Annotated in this window: 12 protein-coding genes and 1 pseudogene; 7 read left to right on the forward strand and 6 right to left on the reverse strand. The window is 42.4% G+C overall.

Annotation, left to right across the window (positions count from 1 at the left end):
- Window positions 1-16 precede the first annotated feature (16 nt).
- Window positions 17-1,153 (forward strand): PP2C family protein-serine/threonine phosphatase, encoded by a 1,137-nt coding sequence (locus IM676_RS17860; protein WP_200988122.1) that lies wholly within the window; start codon window positions 17-19, stop codon window positions 1,151-1,153.
- On the opposite strand, the gene IM676_RS17865 is transcribed toward IM676_RS17860, so the two are convergent.
- Window positions 1,150-1,476: an STAS domain-containing protein gene (locus IM676_RS17865; RefSeq protein ID WP_200988123.1), complete on the reverse strand. Its 327-nt coding sequence runs from the start codon at window positions 1,474-1,476 to the stop codon at window positions 1,150-1,152. The genes IM676_RS17860 and IM676_RS17865 overlap by 4 nt on opposite strands.
- A gap of 482 nt (window positions 1,477-1,958) precedes the next feature.
- On the opposite strand from IM676_RS17865, the gene IM676_RS17870 reads away from it, so the two are divergent.
- Window positions 1,959-2,231, forward strand: coding sequence for a GlsB/YeaQ/YmgE family stress response membrane protein (locus IM676_RS17870; RefSeq protein WP_200988124.1), 273 nt, complete (start codon window positions 1,959-1,961; stop codon window positions 2,229-2,231).
- Window positions 2,232-2,362: 131 nt separating this feature from the next.
- Here IM676_RS17870 and IM676_RS17875 read toward each other — a convergent pair whose 3' ends face one another.
- Window positions 2,363-3,130 (reverse strand): ChaB family protein, encoded by a 768-nt coding sequence (locus IM676_RS17875; RefSeq protein WP_200988125.1) that lies wholly within the window; start codon window positions 3,128-3,130, stop codon window positions 2,363-2,365.
- A 51-nt stretch (window positions 3,131-3,181) separates the two neighbouring features.
- Window positions 3,182-3,721 (reverse strand): Dps family protein, encoded by a 540-nt coding sequence (locus IM676_RS17880; RefSeq protein ID WP_200988126.1) that lies wholly within the window; start codon window positions 3,719-3,721, stop codon window positions 3,182-3,184.
- 307 nt (window positions 3,722-4,028) lie between these two features.
- Between IM676_RS17880 and IM676_RS17885 the strand changes: the two are divergent.
- The 4 genes and pseudogenes from IM676_RS17885 to IM676_RS17900 form a co-directional block, all read left to right on the forward strand.
- Window positions 4,029-8,096 (forward strand): annotated as a pseudogene (locus IM676_RS17885) (glycerophosphodiester phosphodiesterase family protein); the annotation flags it as partial.
- Window positions 8,097-8,593: 497 nt separating this feature from the next.
- Window positions 8,594-9,334: a peptidylprolyl isomerase gene (locus IM676_RS17890; protein WP_200988128.1), complete on the forward strand. Its 741-nt coding sequence runs from the start codon at window positions 8,594-8,596 to the stop codon at window positions 9,332-9,334.
- A gap of 93 nt (window positions 9,335-9,427) precedes the next feature.
- Window positions 9,428-12,427: a peptidase domain-containing ABC transporter gene (locus IM676_RS17895; protein ID WP_200988129.1), complete on the forward strand. Its 3,000-nt coding sequence runs from the start codon at window positions 9,428-9,430 to the stop codon at window positions 12,425-12,427.
- Window positions 12,428-12,466: 39 nt separating this feature from the next.
- Window positions 12,467-14,032 (forward strand): HlyD family efflux transporter periplasmic adaptor subunit, encoded by a 1,566-nt coding sequence (locus IM676_RS17900; protein ID WP_200988130.1) that lies wholly within the window; start codon window positions 12,467-12,469, stop codon window positions 14,030-14,032.
- A gap of 60 nt (window positions 14,033-14,092) precedes the next feature.
- Here the strand turns inward: IM676_RS17900 and IM676_RS17905 are convergent, their stop codons facing one another.
- The 3 genes from IM676_RS17905 to era all read right to left on the reverse strand — a co-directional run bounded on the left by IM676_RS17905 (window position 14,093) and on the right by era (window position 18,146).
- Entirely contained in the window at window positions 14,093-16,327 is a 2,235-nt protein-coding gene (locus IM676_RS17905; protein ID WP_200988131.1) for a glycoside hydrolase, read from the reverse strand.
- 469 nt (window positions 16,328-16,796) lie between these two features.
- Window positions 16,797-17,027 carry a NifU family protein gene (locus tag IM676_RS17910; RefSeq protein ID WP_200988132.1) on the reverse strand — a complete coding sequence of 77 codons (231 nt, stop codon included), beginning with the start codon at window positions 17,025-17,027 and terminating at the stop codon, window positions 16,797-16,799.
- A gap of 144 nt (window positions 17,028-17,171) precedes the next feature.
- Complete coding sequence (gene era / locus IM676_RS17915; protein ID WP_200988133.1) at window positions 17,172-18,146, reverse strand: GTPase Era; 975 nt, start codon at window positions 18,144-18,146, stop codon at window positions 17,172-17,174.
- Window positions 18,147-18,425: 279 nt separating this feature from the next.
- Here era and IM676_RS17920 point away from each other — a divergent pair, with 279 nt between their 5' ends.
- Window positions 18,426-19,817: a carotenoid oxygenase family protein gene (locus IM676_RS17920; RefSeq protein WP_200988134.1), complete on the forward strand. Its 1,392-nt coding sequence runs from the start codon at window positions 18,426-18,428 to the stop codon at window positions 19,815-19,817.
- The last annotated feature ends 24 nt before the right edge of the window (window positions 19,818-19,841 follow it).

The raw sequence follows: 19,841 nt of genomic DNA on the forward strand, positions 1-19,841 counted from the left end.
TCAATTAGCCTGATCTATGTTTCAAATACTCGTAATCGATGATGATATTTCTATACAAACACTCCTGAAGAGGATGTTAGAAAAACAAGGCTATAAAGTAATTACTGCTAGTGATGGAGAACAAGGAATAGCCCAGGCTATAGCTTACCATCCAGCCCTGGTTATTTGTGATTGGATTATGCCGGGACTCAATGGGTTGGAAGTCTGTAAGCACATGAAGACAGACCCGAATTTATCCACTACTTTCTTTATTTTTTTAACATCTTTAGATTCCATTGCTGATCGGGTTAAGGGACTAGATGCTGGAGCTGATGATTTTATCTCTAAACCCATTGAGCAAAATGAATTAAAAGCAAGAGTCAGAGCTGGATTGCGCTTACATCAGTTAAGTCAGGATTTACATACCCAAAAGCTACTTTTAGAAACAGAACTAGCAGAAGCAGCAGAATATGTGCGATCGCTCCTACCATTACCAGTCATGGAACCTCTAAAAATCGACTCTCGATTTATTCCTTCCCGACAACTCGGCGGCGATTGTTTCGATTACTACTGGCTAGATGCTGACTATCTAGCTATATACCTCCTAGATACCGCTGGCCATGGACTAAAAGCTGCTCTTCCCTCAATTTCCGTCCTCAATCTCTTACGTTCCCGCGCCTTAAAAGGTTTGAATTACTATCAACCCAGCGATGTACTCAACGCTCTAAATCAAACCTTCCAGATGAATTGCCAAAATGATAAGTATTTTACTATTTGGTATGGAGTTTATAACCGAGTTAGGCGGGAGTTAATTTATGCCAGTGCTGGCCATCCTCCCGCCATATTAATATCAGGGACATCTCCCAAAAACACCGAAATTAAATTACTGAGGACTCCGGGAATGCCTGTGGGTATGTTTCCAGAAGCAAAATATGTTGATGCCTTTTGTAATATTGATAAATTTAGTAATCTCTATATTTTCAGTGATGGGGCTTACGAAATTACAAAATCCGATGGCACACTTTGGAGTTTAGATGCTTTCATTCAAATCCTTATTAGCTTACAACACACCATTGAACGCCAACTTGATCAAGTATTGAATTATCTGATTGCTTTGAACTCCAAAGAGGCTTTTGATGATGATTTATCAATCCTAAAAATTAATTTTGATTAACTATTTAGTAGACAACCTTGATGAAACTCATCTTGATTAGAAAATATCTCAAACACTTTATCCATACCTGTTAACTCAAATAATATTCTCACTTGTTCATTGATAGAACACAGAACTAGTTTTGTATTTGCTGCCCGTAATGTTTTGAAAGCTAATACTAAAGTTCCCAAGGCAGAACTATCCATAAACGTCACATCTTTACAATCAACTAAAACTATTTTAACACCACTTTCTACAAGACATATCAGGTCTTGTCGTAGTTGTTGTGAGTTGTTGCTATTGATAATTCCACTGAGTTTTACGACTTTGACTTGTTCATTCATAATAGTTATGGTCAGATTTTTTTAAGAAAATGTAATGATTTTGTTAGTATTATATACCAATATGGAATTTTTGAAAAAAATACCACAATCAAATACTCACTCAATCAGTAGTCATATATCATAAATCATGACAGATTAATAAGAAAGTATCCAGAATTTCAATTAACCAAAAATACATATAATTCATGCCAAAAATTAATCTAATTTAGAGGAGTTTATCAATATCCTGGCTCTTACATTTGCGATCTCTTGTTAACAAAGTACCTTACTAGTGAAAGCTTAAATTATCCTGGATGTACCTACGAAACTACAAATAAGATGCCAGCAATATTGTTTAACCCATGAACGGCACAAATTACTGACTATAGGAATGTAGTTATGAAGGCAGATTATTCTTAAAAGTTCATAGCTATCTCTTCTGGTAGAAGGAAAAATAAACGGTAATTAATAAATTATTGATAAACCTTTTAATAATTTTAACCATGAACATAATTGCTTGGATAATTCTGGGTCTGATTGCCGGAGCTATTGCTAAAGCTATTTATCCTGGTCGTCAGGGTGGTGGAATTATAACAACCATGGTGTTGGGTATTATCGGTGCTTTAATCGGCGGTACTCTTGCTACTCTGTTGGAAACAGGAAGATTACAAGTGACTGCGGCTACTCTGAGTATTCCCGGTCTAATTGTCGCTATTATTGGCGCAATAATTGCCATCTTTTTATGGGATTTGCTCACTGGTCGTACTAGTCATTAGTTAGCAGCATAAAAGGGATAGTTGTGGTGGGAGCCAAGTTAATATGAGCAAATATTAAATGCTCCACTTTCTTAAGCAAGAGTGGAGTCAAAAAAATACTAAAAAAATACTATCTAATATTTAAAAATGCTCTAAACCTTGACTTTAGCTTTTGACAAAACACCCCTTTCATCTTCATCAAACTGTTCATGAACAGCTTCCCAAGCCGCTTGTTCAGAGATTAACTCGTCATGTGTCTGATCTAAAACAGTATTATAGCGATCCATGAATGTTTGTTGAGCTGGTTCCGACAGATGAGAGCGAACTTCAACCGATAAATCCTCTAGACTGTTACATCGACCTGAACAAGGATGAGTCAATGTTTTCTCAGTTGTGTGGATTTCTTCACCACCAGAACTCTCAATGAGCAATTGAAATTCTCCGAGGCGATCGCTCGGGACTTCTGCCATTAATATGAACTGGCCAGCTTGTAACCGTGTTTGATAAACTGTGGCTTTATCTTCAGGCATCCCCCAAGCTGTTAAGACGGATACTATTCCAGCGCCAGCGCTACCAGCGATCGCTCCACTAGCTGCACCTAGCAACAACGCACCAATCGGACCTGCTGCCACAATTGGCCCAACAAAGGGAATGAAGAGTACGCCCACACCAGTCAGTAAGCTGAGAAACGAGCCAAACAAAGAACCAAAAATAGCTCCTGTTCTCAAGCCCCCTAGAATCACATCTTTCTTAGTAATAAAACCAGAAATTCGCGTTTCTGATTGGAAGTCTTTACCCATGACCGAAATATGATCTCTAGGCACACCCCTATCTAGTAAACGTCGAATCACCTGATCAATTTGCTTTTGTTCTGTGAATACAGCTGATATGGTACGTTCTGCTTGATAAAGTTCTGGCACTTGAATACTCCTGAAAACTTATTTTGGCAATACAAATAGGAAGATTGACTTCTAGACGCCCACAGGGGTTTTAGTTTCTGCTCCTGGTTGTGCACCACTGGGTTGTAAGGCTTGTCCCTCAATGAATGAACGCAGTATCCAAGCCATCTGTTCATGCTCTTCCATCAGTCCAGTTAAAAAGTCTGTAGTTCCCTGATCATGAAAATGTTTACTACACTGATCCACATGATCCCGTAAATTACGAATTAGCTGTTCATGATCTTCTACTAATCGAGCTACCATCTCTGTTGCTAAGGGGAGATCACCGCTATGTTCTGTGAGGGTAGCAATCTTGAGAAATTCCCCCATTGTACCCACTGGAAAACCGCCCAAAGCCCGAATCCTTTCTGCTAAAGCATCAATGTTTTCAGTCAATTTCTCATAGTGTTCTTCCCAAAGTTCATGCAAACTACGGAACTGAGGCCCTACAACATCCCAATGGTACTTTTTGGTTTTTACTATCAGAACGTAGGAATCTGCTAAGTCTTGATTCAACAGATTCATCACGCCCTGACGTTGTTCTTTTGTCAAACCAATATTAATTATACGCATTGCTTTCCATCCCTAAGGGAACCAATGTATAAATTTTCCGATATATAAATAAAATCAACATCAACCACAGGAAATATCATCTGGACATAATTAATTACTACCTCCGGTGAGATTTATTTGTATCTGTGAAGAGATAATTATTTATTTTTTAATCTGTTGCTAGTCATTTCTTAATCAAACTCCAATACTTTAGTAGCAAGCTATTGCCATTCACAGCTTCTAACAATGGGGATTTGTCAATCTAGTCAAATCCTCTTGGGAAGATATTCCAATCACTTCTAATCAACTACGTTTAGGTTATCCTATGTCACAGCCAAAAGTTACACTGATAGGTTTTGCTTCTCTACCTGCTGATAGTTTTGCTGATGGTCCTTCATCAGGTGTTGCTATCACTGGTAATACCAATGGTAGAATTACCCCCTTTGATCGCCAGCCAATACAAGGATTCAGTGCCGTCCAAAGAGCGGATGCTGATTCCTTCTGGTTGATGTCTGATAATGGTTTTGGTAGTAAGGCTAATAGCCCTGATTATTTACTGCGAATTTACCGCGCTACCCCCAACTTTCGTACCGCCGCCGGGGGCGATGCAACTGTTAATGTTTTGGGTTTTGTGCAACTATCTGACCCTGACAACAGGATTCCTTTCGCAATTGTTAACGAAAACACGAGCGATCGCCTGTTAACTGGTGCAGATTTTGACCCGGAATCTTTGGTAGTTGCAGCCGATGGTACTTTCTGGATTGGAGAAGAATTTGGTCCTTATCTCCTACACTTTGACAGCACAGGTAGGCTATTACAAGCTCCCATTCCTACACCGAATTACTTTACTTTAAATACTCTTGATGGTAAACCACCCATTGTCATTGGACATCGAGGCGCTAGCGGAGAACTACCAGAACACACTCTAGGAGCTTACAAACTAGCCATTGAACGGGGTGCTGATTTTATTGAGCCGGATTTGGTTTCTACCAAGGACGGTGTATTAATTGCGCGTCACGAGCCGAATCTGATCGCCACCACTGATGTTGCTTCCCGTCCAGAATTTGCTGACCGCCGGACTACCAAAATAATTGATGGAGTTACTGAAGAGGGTTTCTTTGCTTCTGACTTCACCCTAGCAGAAATCAAAACCTTACGGGCAATTATGCCCCAGGGCTTCCGTCCTCAAGTATTTAATGGTATCTATGAAGTTCCGACTTTACAGGAAATCATTGAGCTAGTCCAGCAGATAGAAGCTGATACAGGTAAGAAAATAGGTATTTATCCTGAAACCAAACATCCCACTTTCCACAACAACCTGGGTCTATCCCTGGAAGAACCTTTACTAGCAACCCTGGAACAAACTGGTTTTACTGACCCCTCACGGATTTACATCCAATCCTTTGAAGTTGGTAACCTCAAAAAGCTGAGTCAACTCACAGATATTCCCCTAGTTCAGTTATTAGATGCGGTTGATGTCAATCTAGATGGTTCGTTAATTGAAACTCAACCTTACGATTTTATAGTCAGTGGCGACCCGCGCACCTATGCTGACCTCCGGACACCAGCAGGATTACAAGAAATCGCCACCTACGCCTCTGGTATTGGCCCTTGGAAACGGATGATTATCTCCGTTCAAGGGGTGGATCTTAATGGCGACGGTCTAGCAGATGATGTTAATGGTGATGGTGTAGTCAATGATGCTGATAAAACCACTACCTCACCTACAAGTCTGGTGCAAGATGCCCATGCTGCGGGTTTGGTGGTACATCCTTATACCTTCCGTAACGAAGGGCGGTTTCTAGCGGCAAATTATAACGGCAATCCAGTCAATGAATATATAGATTTCATCCGATTAGGCATTGATGGCTACTTTACAGACTTTCCGGGTACAGGTAACCAAGTCCGTAACCAATTAACTGGACCTTTGGTTATTTCTCCTGATAACCCCAGTCTGCTACCTCCTGAATTTGCTAGTTTAGATGGTACGGCTCCTTTGGTGATTGGTCACCGGGGAGCTAGTGGTTTACGTCCAGAACACACCCTAGAAGCATATAAACTGGCGATCGCTGATGGTGCTGATTTCATTGAACCTGATTTAGTACCAACTAAAGATGGCTATTTAATAGCACGTCATGAAAACGCCTTAGCACTTCTCAATCCAAATGGTTCAGTGAATAGAACCGTCACTAGTACCGATGTCTATGAGCGTCCAGAATTTGCTGACCGCTTCACCACAAAAGTCATTGATGGTCAGACATATAGGGGTTGGTTTAGCGAAGATTTCACCCTAGCAGAAATCAAAACCCTCAATTCCATCGAGCGGTTACCAGATCTACGCGGAACTAGCTTTGATAATGATGGGTTGAAGGTTCCCACCTTGGAAGAAATTATCGACTTGGTGAAGCAAGTAGAAGTAGAAACTGGTCGTAAAATTGGTATTTATCCCGAAACCAAGCATCCGACTTTCTTTGCCACCCAAGGTACTCTGTTAGATGGTACAACACCCATCAATATCAATTTGGGTCAGGTACTCATTGACACTTTAGTAGCGGAAAACTTTACAGACCCATCACGGATATTTATTCAGTCTTTTGAGGTAGGTAATCTCAAGGAATTGAAACAGACCATTATGCCAGCGGCTGGCGTTGATATCCCCTTGGTACAATTGCTGGGTGGTGCTAGTGGTCGGCCCTATGATTTCGTGGTCAGTGGTGACCCCCGCACCTACGGTGATTTGACTCGCCCTGAACAGTTAGCTGAGATTGCCACCTACGCCGCTGGTATTGGTCCTAACAAGCGCCTGATTGTACCTAGTGTGGGTGGTCAACTCCAAGCACCCACGACCCTAGTACAAGATGCCCATGCAGCGGGGTTAATTGTACACCCCTACACTTTCCGCAACGAAAGTATTTTCCTGGCGGCAGAGTACAATGGTGACCCGAAAATAGAATATCAACAGTTCATCGATTTGGGCGTTGATGGTTTGTTTACCGATTTCCCTGGAACTAATAGCTTAGTTTTACAACAATACCTGGGTGAGCCGGTGTTCTCCAATCTGGCTCGGTCTCGGGGATTTGAAGGTATGGCTATCAGCCCAGACAAAAGAACCATCTATCCCATGCTCGAGGGTACTGTTTTAGGTGATCCAGCTAATTCTCTGCGGATCTATAGATTTGATGCCCAATTGAAGGAATTTCAGGATCTGGTGGGCTACTACCGCATGGAACAGCCTAACCATGCGATCGGTGCATTAACGGTGGTCAATGACAATGAATTTCTGGTGATTGAACGGGACAACGGTCAAGGTCCAACGGCCCGGTTTAAGAAGGTATTCAAGGTGGATTTCTCCCAAATTGATGCTAATGGTTTTGTGTCTAAGGAGGAAATCGTTGATTTACTCAATATCAGCGACCCCAATGATTTGAATGGAGATGGTAACACTATATTTACCTTCCCCTTCGTGACTATTGAGGCTGTGGTGGTAATTGATGAAAATACACTACTCCTGACTAACGATAATAATTATCCGTTTTCAGTGGGTAGACCACCAGCTATAGATAACAACGAAATCATTATCTTACGTTTGGAACAGCCACTAAATTTGCCTCGTCCTGGGGTGGTTATGGGTACAGCCAATAATGACGACCTCATCCTTAATAGTAATCAATCTGGAGTCACGGTTTTTACCGGAAATGGTAATGATACGGTGGAAGCTAGTTTGACATCAAATGTAACTGTTAATTCTGGTCGCGGTGATGATGTGATATCTATGGGCAGTAACAGCTATGTCAGTGGTGGTGACGGAGATGACATCCTATATCTAGGGTCTCAGGGACCTGCTGGTGGTACTGTGCTCGATGGGGGTCGGGGTAATGATACCCTGATGGTTGTGGAAGCGAACGGCACGAATATGCTCCTGGGTGGGGCAGACCATGACAGGTTACAGGTAGCAGAAGGCCGGGGTCAGATGCTCTTTGGTGGTTCTGGTCGGGATGTGCTGCGTTCTAGCCCGGATGGTCATAATCGGCTGTATGGGGGGTCTGGGGATGACCAATTGTTTTCTACCGTGGGCGATCGCTTGTTTGGTGGTGACGGTAATGATAGTCTTTATGCCGGACAAGGTGGTAACAATTTACTCTGGGGCGGAGCAGGGGCGGATAACTTCTGGCTGGTGGTGGCTGGTTCTTTACCCAGTGCCATCAACGTCGTCAAGGACTTCGAGGTGGAAGTAGACCGCATCGGTATGGGTGGCATTACTTCTAACCAAGTAAATCTCCTAAGTCAAAACGGCAATACCTTGATTCAAGTTGGTAATACTGATGTCGCCCTATTAGAAGGTATCAGTCCCACTCAGCTTAACCTGAGCAATAGTCAGCAATTCCTCTTTATCTAATAAACATCGGTTTTCATCCCACCCCTATCTGTGATCAATGCTAGGGAAGGGGTGGGGGAAAACCTACCCACTGGTTAAGTACGGGGATAAACCATGGCTATCAACTTCTATGGGCAAACCACTGATATTCTGTGTTGAGGATTTGCCAAATTCTGCGGATTAAGGTTATAACCGCATAAGTGTTCTTGCCAAGTTTAATTAAATAAATACCGCATGAATACCATCCCCAGGACACCCATATCGCGTAAATATTTCTTCTATTTATATATACTCATTTACTTGTGCTGAAGTTAAAAAGTATGCTATATCTTCCTCATACATCATCATAGCCGAAAAATACCTGTAATTAATCCGCTATGGTTCACACTGAGTCCTTAGCTAAACACACCTACTACAGGGGTGGTATCTAGTCCGGTGTGTCTACCTAAGTAAAACCGATAAGTAAATAGTCAATATTTTTTCAGTGTTCTTTTGAAGACTATTGTTTAGAAAGTGATATGACAACAGTTATAGAATCGGGAAACCTTTGGCAACAAACGACTAGTGACCTGAATAATTTTTCCACAGCAGAAATTTTGCGATTACTTGAGGAGTATCGATTGCTACCTGAGTTAATAAAGGAAATGGTGATTGACCAGGCCATAGCTGACATTGACTGTACGCCAGAAGAAGAAAAAAATGCAGGGGAACAATTAGCCCATCAATATCAACTCACGTCTGAAGAAGTACGTCAGCGTTGGCTAGAACAAAATAATTTAACTGATCAGAAATTTAGGGCGATGGCGATTCGCCAATTCAAACTAGAGAAATTTAAACAAGTTACCTGGGGAGGGGATTTAGATGCTTATTTTTCCCAACGCAAATCTCAACTAGATCGGGTGATTTATTCTTTAATCCGGACTAATGACATTGGTATAGCTCAGGAAATTTACTTCCGCATTCAAGGGGGAGAACAAACTTTTGGCGAATTAGCACGAGAATATTCTCAAGGGCCAGAAGCACAGACTAATGGCTTAGTAGGACCTGTAGAGTTACAATCCATCCATCCCATCTTGGCCAAAATATTGGCTAGTACCCAACCAGAACAGCTATTACCCCCGACTCAATTAGAAAACTGGATAGTCATAGTTAGGTTAGAAAAATTATTGCCATCTCAGTTAGATGGTACGGTCAAACAGAGACTATTGAATGAACGTTTTCAAGCCTGGTTAAAGGAAAAAATTGCCGATCATCATTAAAAACACTTAACAAGCACTTGCCATATTGGTAAGACATAGTTATAAATATTCAACTGCCAAAGAATATCAATCAATTAATGACATATTATAAGAATGACTTATACTAAGAGTAACTTTCAAGAATTTCTGGCTACTGTGGGAGGCTTTGAGCAATTACCGCCCGAAGTAATTGCTGGGCTATCAGCAAAACTACAAGTGTGGCGTCAACGTACGGGGAGGAAAATCATTGGCCAGGAACAAGTTCCTCAACAGGTGATAATTCTGTTTGAGGGAAAAATTAGGTTATTAGGATATGATCCCCAAACCCAAACCCCCACGACTCTAAAATTACTAGAACCAGGGTCAATTGTTGGGGAAATCAGCTTGTTACGAGCAGTAGCATGTGAAACAGCGATCGCCTCCACTGAAGTCATCTGTTTAAGTCTAAATGCGGCGGACTACTTAGAGCTGATTGCTGATTACCCAGAATTTGGTAATGTCAGATTAAATCAAAGCCACTTGGCGGAAGTTTTTCATGTTTTAAGTCCCCAGATTAAACAGCAAGCCAGTAAAGTTGCTAATCTCAAAGAAATTACTGAGCAAGCTTTATCAAAAGCTACAATACATTACCTTAGTCCCGGGAAAAATCGCCACCACCAACTGGATAGAGAGAAAATCTGGTTTGTCAGTGGCGGTGGTACAGTCACCAACTTCCCCCCTGGATCTCGTTTAGAACTAAGTGGCCCCCTTGAAGTCAAAGGAACAACCCCCGCGCGGTTAATTGGTTTTTCGCCGGAGGATTTATCCTTCTTAGACACTCATCCGGTCATAGTTGATAACCATGAGCATACTGAAGGAATCGTCACCGTTGACTTAGATATTCCCTACATACCTGGAGAACTTAGCCAGTCTCAACCATCCCCACAACAGAAAAGTCAACAAAAACGTCAAAATTACCCATTTTTTCGAGGTAAGGGGGAATTAGATACAGTCCTGGCTTGCTTACAAATGCTCTCGAAACACCTAAAAATGCCCTTTCGCAGGGAGGTGCTTCGTCGCATCTTAACTGAGCAAATCAAACGTCAAGGTAGTATCTCCTTTCCCGCTTGTGCTTATGTAGGAGAATTAATCGGACTCAAGTCCCAGTTAGTAGACCTACCTGTTGCGGCAATTGAGCGTATTCCCACACCAGCCATAATTCAGTATGATGGCAGTTATGCTGTTTTATATGAAACTGCTCCTAATAGTATTGTTGTAGGTGTTCCCTCCCAAGGAATTATCCGCCGCAAAACCGCTGAATTTGTAGCCAAATTAAGCGTTGACGAGAACAACTTACCTCCCCAGGTGAGAGTTTTATTGGTAGCTACTACCAAAGAAACACCCCAAGAGCGCTTTGGTATCCAATGGTTTATTCCTTACCTTTCCAAGCATCGGCAAGTTCTCATAGAGGTTTTTGTTGCTTCGTTTTTCGTCCAACTAGCCCAGCTAGCTAACCCCCTGGTCATTCAGTTAATTATCGACAAGGTTATAGTTCAAAATAGCATTGGTACGCTGAATATTTTAGGGATTTTGCTCTTGGTGGTAGGTGTTTTTGAAGCCTTACTGACCACATTAAGAACTTATCTATTTGTCGATACGACCAACCGCATTGATATGAATTTGGGGTCGCAAATTATCGACCACTTACTCCGGTTACCCCTACGTTATTTTGAACGCCGACCTGTAGGTGAACTAGCCACCCGTATCAATGAATTAGAAAATATTCGTCAGTTTCTCACTGGGACTGCTTTAACAGTAGTATTAGATGCAGTATTTTCGATAATTTATATTATCGTCATGCTGTTTTATAGTTGGCAACTCACTTTAGTAGGTTTGGGTACAGTTCCTATATTTGTGATCCTCACCTTAATTGCTTCCCCCACTATTAGCAAACAGTTACGTACCAAAGCTGAACGCAACGCCCAAACTCAATCCTATTTGGTTGAGGTAATGTCGGGTATTCAAACAGTAAAAGCCCAAAATATTGAATTGCAATCGCGTTTTTCCTGGCAAGAACGTTATGCTCGGTATGTAGCGGCTGGTTTTAAAACTGTGATCACTTCCACACTGGCTAATTCTACCAGTAGTTTTCTTAATAAACTCAGTAGCTTACTAGTATTATGGATGGGTTCTTATTTAGTCCTTCAAGGACAATTAACCTTAGGTGAGTTAATTGCCTTTAGAATTATATCCGGTTACGTAACTAGCCCCATATTACGGTTAGCGCAACTGTGGCAAAGCTTCCAAGAAACTGCTTTATCTCTAGAACGTTTAAGCGATATTGTCGATACACCAGAAGAGGCCGAAGCAGACCGCCAAAATATTCCCTTACCTGAAATATCAGGAAATGTGACATTTGAAAATGTCTCCTTCCGGTTTCAAACCAGCGGGCCGTTGCAACTTTCTAATGTCAGCCTCGATGTTTCATCGGGCAAATTTATTGGTATTGTGGGACAAAGTGGTTCCGGTAAAAGTACCATGATGAAGTTACTGCTCAGACTATATGAGGTGGAGTCTGGCAGAATTTTGATTGATGGTTACGATATTTCTAAGGTTGAACTCTATTCCCTACGGCGACAGGTGGGGGTAGTGCCTCAAGAAACACTACTATTTGATGGTACGGTATTGGAAAATATCGCCCTCACTAATCCTGATGCTACCACCGATGAAATCATTGAGGCTGCTCGCATTGCTGCGGCTCACGATTTTATTATGTCCTTACCCAACGGCTACAACACAAGGGTAGGAGAGCGTGGTGCTGGACTTTCAGGGGGACAGCGACAAAGAATTGCCATTGCTCGTTCTATTTTACAACGACCAAAACTATTAGTTTTAGACGAAGCCACCAGCGCCCTGGACTATCCCACAGAGCGACAAGTTTGTCTAAATTTAGCTCGAGCATACAAAGATAACACAGTATTCTTTATCACCCACCGTCTCAATACTGTCAGCCATGCAGATATGATTATCGTCATGGATAATGGCAGGGTTATAGAACAAGGAAGCCATCAAGAATTAATGGCTGCTAAAGGTAGTTATTTTCATATTTACCAGCAACAAGAAGTTAATTCTTAACTGCATTCAGAACTTGAACACCAATAAAATAAAATCATCATGATTCAACTTAATGGCAATGGTAACGGTAAGCAAACAAACGGTTTAAATCCAGATTCAGATGGACTTAAGTCTCCAGTAAAAGTTCCTAGTCGCCCTGTAGCAAATCCTAACTATGTTAATTTTGATCAAGCAGTTTTGTTGCGCCAGTCACCAATTTTGTCCCGTGCAATTCTGCTCTCTTTGATCTTGTTGGCTTGTTTTGGAATTACTTGGGCTTATTTCGCCAAAATTGAGCAAGTAGTCCCTGCGACCGGTCAACTCAAGCCGGAAGGGAGCATTAAAGAAGTTCAAGCTCCCGTGAGTGGTGTAGTAAAATCCGTTCATGTCAAAGATGGGCAAAAAGTCAACCCTGGTGACTTGCTGCTAACTTTTGAAACCGTTGCTACTGTGGCTGAATTAGATTCATTAAATAAAGTTCGCCAAGCCTTAATTGAGGAAAATGAAATTTATCGTGGCTTAATGGCAAATAGCTATACAACAGGATCAGAATTGGAGTTTGTCCGGGCTAAGTTACCAGCCAATGCCGAGTTTCTGTTAAAAAGTAGGACAGCCTTAGTTAATGAAAATGAGTTGTTACGTGCTGAACTGAACAACGTGAATACATTTCCCAGTTTAGGAATTGATGAACAGCAACGGTTACAATTTGCTCAGAAGGAATTAGATTCTCGCTCGGCTACAGCACAGTTAGAAGTAGAGAAAACCAAGAAACAACTAGCTCAAATACGAGTGAGGAAGAGTGATACTGAATCTAGTTTGGCTATCCAGCAACAGATTTTAGATAAAATTCAAATCTTAGCAGAAGAAGGTGGTATCTCTCAGCTACAGTATCTCAATCAACAACAACAGGTACAACGCCTCACCGCTGAAATAGCCCAATTAGAACAGGAATTGCAACGGCTCAAGTTTGCCATTGAGCAAGGACAGCAGCAACTGAAAAATACTGTGGCTGCTTCCAATAAGAATATTTTAGAAAAAATAGCTGATAATAAAAAGCGGATTGCGGAAATTGATAGCCAATTCATGAGAATTTTACTAGGTAATGAACAAAGATTGGCAGATGTAAACAGTAGAATCTCTCAAGTTAAGTTAAATTTCCAATATCAAGAACTCCGGGCTCCTGTGGGCGGAACGATTTTTGACCTACAAGCAAGAAGCCCTGGTTTTGTAGCAAATGCTAGTCAAACGTTGCTGCAAATTGTCCCTGATGATAACTTTCTGGCTGAGGTATTTATCACCAATAGAGATATTGGGTTCGTCCGGGAAGGAATGCAGACTGATGTGAGAATTGAGTCATTTCCTTTCAGTCAGTTTGGGGACATTAAAGGACAAGTTATTAGTATAGGCTCCGATGCATTACCACCAGACCAAATATATCAATTTTATAGATTCCCCGCTACCATTAGTTTAGATAAACAATATTTAGATGCTCATGGTAGAAAGATACCCTTGCAGTCGGGAATGTCAATCTCCGCTAATATTAGAGTCCGTGAAGACCGTACAGTCATGAATCTATTTACTGAAATGTTTACTAAACAATTTGATAGCTTGAAAGAGGTACGTTAATTTTTTCGGTAGGGTGGGTTAGGGCAGCTTAACCCACCATCAATCAGGAACAATTGAGATTTATGGCACTTCAATGGGAATCAAGCCGTTTTCTGGCAAATAGTCGCGGAAACACCCTTCATCAGCCAGTAATAAAATCAGACGCACAGGATAATCTGGGGAAATTTGCAAATCAGCCCACGGTACGGCAATTTCTAAGCAGTTCTTGAAAGCGGCTTGGGCGCGGCTACAACGGGGATACCATTGATAATGTTCTCCGGCTTCATGAAACTGAATTGATTCGGTAAGTAAATTAATTTCTAAATGGTGGTGGTACAGGTAATTAAGGGGAGGGATATCAGGTATATCTGCTATGGGAATGGGGCTATTGTGCATGGTTCTATCGGGATAGAACCACAATAAATTCAACTCTTGAGGTAAATCTCGCCCCGGGATAACGCCATTTTTAAAGTCCACCCGTACATAGAAATTGAGGTGATCTACCCCGTACCAAAGTCTCTGAATGACGCTGCTATTGTGCATGGTTCCCCTCGCCCCGCCGATTTCTATGCGTCCGGCTTTGTCCCAGTCCTGTTCATCACCCTTACCATCAATGGTGGGATGAATAAACCCTTGTGGTCTATGGTCAGTTCTGGCTGGATGAATCTCTAGAGGTTTGAGGAGATAAGACGGTGCTGGTTCATTTAAGGCTTTGTAAATTCCTAATAGGTGTTCCCGAAATAATTGGTCGAACATGGCATCCTGATTGGAAGAATGTCCTTCGCCAAACCACCAGAACCAGTCGGAACCCTCGGCAGCGTATAGGGCTTCCCACGCTTCTGGGTTGTTTTCTTCGGTGGCTTCGGGATGTTTGGCCAGGGTTTCCCTGGCGTGGGTTAGGTAGTCCCAGGCACGATTTTTTACAGGGTCACCAATCCAGGTAGTAAAACTACCATCTACCCAAGAACCACTATGTAGCTGTTCGGCGGGAATAGTTGCAGTGGCGGGAAATTGTTCCACAAATTCTGAGACGGTGACGAGTTTTAGATGGGGTTCGTTGCTGAGGGTGTGATACAATGTCTCTAGGAAAGGTTTACCGTCTTGAGGATAAAATTCCCAGCAGTTTTCCCCGTCTAAGGCAATGGTGACTAGCCAAGGTTGTTCGCTGTGGCTTTCTCTTTGCATTTTAGCGATCGCTTGCAGGTGTCCCACTAAGTCCGCTACGGCCTGTTTGGGAGGTATGGAACTGTAGGTAAAGCCAATTAAATCTGATAATCTGTGGTCACGAAATACAATTGCTACATCACCAGCGGGAGTTGCCAAGCGATAGGGTCTGTATAGTAATTCTGGCTCCTGGACGTTTCCCGCTACATCCCGGTGAAAAAAGTGTCTCAGCGACCACCCTAAAACTGCTTCATCTGAGCAAATCCACTTAAAGCCCTGTTTAATAACATATGGCAGAATTTCCGGGCTGACTGATTGTTCTGAAGGCCATAAACCCCGTGGTTCTTGCCCAAAACGATCTGTATATAAGTCCCAAGCCTTTTGTAAGTGGCGCTTAATGTCGTGGGGCCAGTTAAACCGCCGCTGAGGTAGTCTCATTTCGGGTACTGCTACTCGCCCTGAGTTGGTATCAGCTAGTAAGGGTAAAATGGGGTGAGTGTAGGGGGTGGTAGTGACTTCTAGCTGTCCGGATGCTTGCATTTTCCGGTGCTGGGGAATAATCCGGCTGAGAATTTCCCGCTGTTTGCTATATATGCGCTGGCGATCGCTTAAAGTAAAATTACGTCCTTGCTCTAACCAAGCGGCAATTTCCGGGTCATCCCAAAACAGGGGATCAATCCACGCCAGATTATGCCAAGCCAGCAAATCGGTGTAATCTGCCAACTGCCAATTAGCCAAACACCAATCTTGCCCTTTTTCCTGTCTTTGGTAATACAACTCGGCATAACGGGGATGGGGGTCAATCAAAGTATGATGGTTAGCATCAAAAAAGTGTTGGATAATAAATTCTCGCTGTTCGTGAGTTATCTGTGCATCTGGGGTCAAAGTCGCCGTGAGATATGGGTCAAAAGCCGTGCCAGCAATATAATCCTCCAATTGTAAAATTAATGACGGGACTAAATTGACTGTTTGGTGTAATTTCGGATATTTTTCTAGAATTAATATTAAATCTAAATAATCCTTAGTTCCATGCAATCGTACCCAAGGTAGGCGGTAATTCTGACTGGTAGAAAGCGAAACGCCGCTGTTAGGGGACTTGTACAGCGGCTGGTGTTGATGCCAGATAAAAGCGATGTGTAATGGATGAGACATAATAAATTATGGGATTTGACTGTTCCCCTGGTTAAAACCTTTGGGGGTTATCAACTAATGTTACGTAGACCGGATTTGATACGGTCTACCCAACGTTGACGATATAATTTAACTTGCAGTTAGATTATAATATCGTTGTGGCACAGTCAAAGATGCCCTACCCACCTTAGCTAAATTCAAACCTAGTTAAGCTCCCCCAGTCTGAAGACGCGGGGATTTCTGAAGAGTCCATAAAAGAACTTTCTTAGGTGCACTTAAAGCACTTCTACTGATTCCGTTTAAGTCAAACTTAAACATCATCCCTACCTTACAGATAATGTTGGCAGCACCATTACAGTCAGCATTTATTTTACGTGTGTGGCTACTTTTCTCATCATGCTAGCCGCACCATGACCATGTTTGTAGAGGCGATAGCGCCAGCCCTCTGGGTGATGGGGAGGGGTATTCCCTCAGCCCCATTACCCAGTCACTAGACTACTTGCTCAATTTCTGCGATTTCCGGAATCATTTCCTTGAGGCGACGTTCAATACCCATTCTCAGGGTCATCGCCGAACTGGGACAAGAACCGCAAGCACCTTGTAATCTCAGTTTCACAATTGGCCCATCCAATTCTACTAGTTCCACGTTACCCCCATCAGACATTAGGTAAGGGCGCATTTCATCTAAAACTGTTTCGACGTTTTCAATTGTCAGTTCCATTTGAGACCTCTTTTGTTAGGAAAATTGTGATCTTCAAAGTTGATTCACTTAATTTTAGATATAATTTAACTTAGATTGGAAATTTGACGAGGCTACTTGAACCTATCCATGTCTCAAAGCCAGGGCTTGCACCTGGCTGTTTGGTCAATCTTCAACTCGGTAGCCTAACTCTGCTAAACTCATGGCTGAATGTCGCCATTTTGGCTGTACTTTCACGAATAGCTCTAGATAAACTTTCCCAGAAATCAGCTTTTGAATTTGTTGGCGAGCATCACTACCAATGGCTTTGAGCATTGATCCACCCTTGCCAATCAAGATACCTTTTTGAGAGGTTCTTTCAACATGGATGGTAGCAAGTACACGAGTAATACTGCGCGTTTCTTCTACTAAATCAATGGCAACAGCTACTGAGTGAGGAATTTCTTCCCGAGTTAACAGTAAAATCTGTTCCCGAATTAATTCCCCCATAATAAAACGTTCTGGTTGGTCTGTCACTAAGTCAGGGGGATAATAAAACGGGCCGGTGTCTAAATTTGCAATTAATAACTGTTGTAGTTCCGGTAGTCCGGCGCTGGTTTGGGCGGAAAATTTAACTATAGGCCATTGTTCAGCTTGGGCTAATGCTTGATAACTATCATCGATGCTCTGAGAATCTGGCGGTTGTTGGTCAATTTTATTCAAACCCAAAATCACCGGTGTTTGCGTTTTTACCAGTAAATCGGCAATAAAGCGATCGCCAGCACCACAAGGGACTGAACCATCTACCACAAACAATACTACATCCACCGACTCAATGGCACTTTTAGCATTTCTCACCAGCACTTCCCCCAATTGATGATGGGGTTTATGAATTCCTGGTGTATCGACGAAAATCAACTGTGCTTCTGGGGTAGTTAAAATGCCCCGTAAACGATTACGTGTAGTTTGTGCTACGGGGGATGTAATCGCAATTTTTTGCCCTACCAATTGATTCATCAAAGTAGATTTACCGACATTTGGTCGACCAATAATGGCGATAAATCCTGATTTAAATTCAGGAGGAGCCTGGGGGATAGATACTTCTCCTGAAACAGAGAAGATGTTATGATCAATACTCGTCACCTTAAGCTCGACCGTCATATATTACAGATGCAATGAGCAACCAACATAATTCAACCCTAGGATTTTTAGGGACTGTCTTTATATCAGTTTAATCTATTCAAGTCTCATATGTGGATTTGATCACAACTAACTTTTGATTCTTATACTCCAGTTGATCGCACATGAAGGAGTGTTGAAATATATCAAAAACAACAATTATTAACGTCATACTCCAAACATCTACCGATATCGGGAAAAACAATCTCAGCTATAAGGCTAATATCATCTTAAAGACTTACTCACAGCTACTCATACACAATGACAATCACACTTAACCCCTATCTCAATCATAACTTTGCCCCAGTTCAAACAGAAATCACCACCGACACCCTAAAAGTCATTGGTGAATTACCCCCCAACCTATCAGGAATGTTTGTGCGCAATGGTCCGAACCCCCAGTGGTCTCCCATGGGTCAGTATCACTGGTTTGACGGTGATGGAATGTTACACGGTGTCACAATTAACAACGGACAAGCAACATATTGTAATCGCTATGTCCGCACCAAAGGATGGGAAATAGAACACAAAGCAGGGAAAGCCATCTGGTCTGGGTTCTTGTCACCGCCGCAGCTAGATAATCCCCATGGTGCGTACAAAAACACTGCCAACACAGCCCTAGTGTGGCACGCAGGGCAGATGTTAGCACTCAATGAAGGCGGCGCACCTCATGCTATTAAGTTACCAAATTTACAGACAATCGGTGAATACACGTATAATAGTAAGTTGGTTTCTGCCTTTACAGCTCATCCCAAGGTAGACCCAAAGACCGGTGAAATGATGTTTTTTGGCTACTCATTCACCCCACCATACTTGCAATATAGCATAGTTGACCCCACAGGTGAAATAGTGCGGACAGTACCCATAGACCTACCCATGGCGGTAATGATGCACGATTTCGCTATCACCCAGAACTATACCATCTTTATGGACTTACCCTTGACCTTCAGCATGGCAAGAATGCAAAGGGGAGAACCGGGTTTGATGTTTGAGAGTCATAGACCCAGTCGCTTTGGTATTCTCCCCCGTCATGGCGATAACAGTAATATCCGCTGGTTTGAGAGTTCTCCCTGTTACATTTTCCATACCCTTAACGCCTACGAAAATCAAGAGGAAATAGTGCTCATAGCCTGTCGCATGAACTCCACCACAGTCTTAAAGGCTAATGATTCCCCAACCCAACCAGAAGCAGATATCCCCCGTTTATATCGCTGGCGATTTAACCTCAGCACTGGGAAAGCGCAAGAAGAAATGCTAGATAATATCCCAGTGGAATTTCCCCGCATTAACGAAAACTTTTTAGGGCAAACCACCCAATACGGTTATGCTGGGAGGATGGCTGCAAGTCCCCTGCCCTTATTTGATGGTATAATTAAGTACGACTTAAAGAATCATACCTCTGAAACCCATGAATTTGGTTCAGGACGTTATGGCGGCGAACCTGTGTTTGCCCCGAGTCTGGATGCTACAAATGAAGATGATGGCTGGTTAATGACTTTTGTTTACGATGAACCTTCAGCAACTTCCGAACTAGTGATAGTCAACGCCCAAGATGTTAGCGCCCCACCGATAGCGCGGGTACTAATTCCCCAAAGGGTACCCTATGGTTTCCATGGTACTTGGGTTGCTCACAGAACACAAGGATGGGGATAATTTAATTTTTCACTGAATTTTTTG

Origin of the sequence: Anabaenopsis elenkinii CCIBt3563 (genome assembly GCF_015245355.1) — a bacterium.
GTDB classification, from domain to species: Bacteria; Cyanobacteriota; Cyanobacteriia; order Cyanobacteriales; family Nostocaceae; genus Anabaenopsis; species Anabaenopsis elenkinii.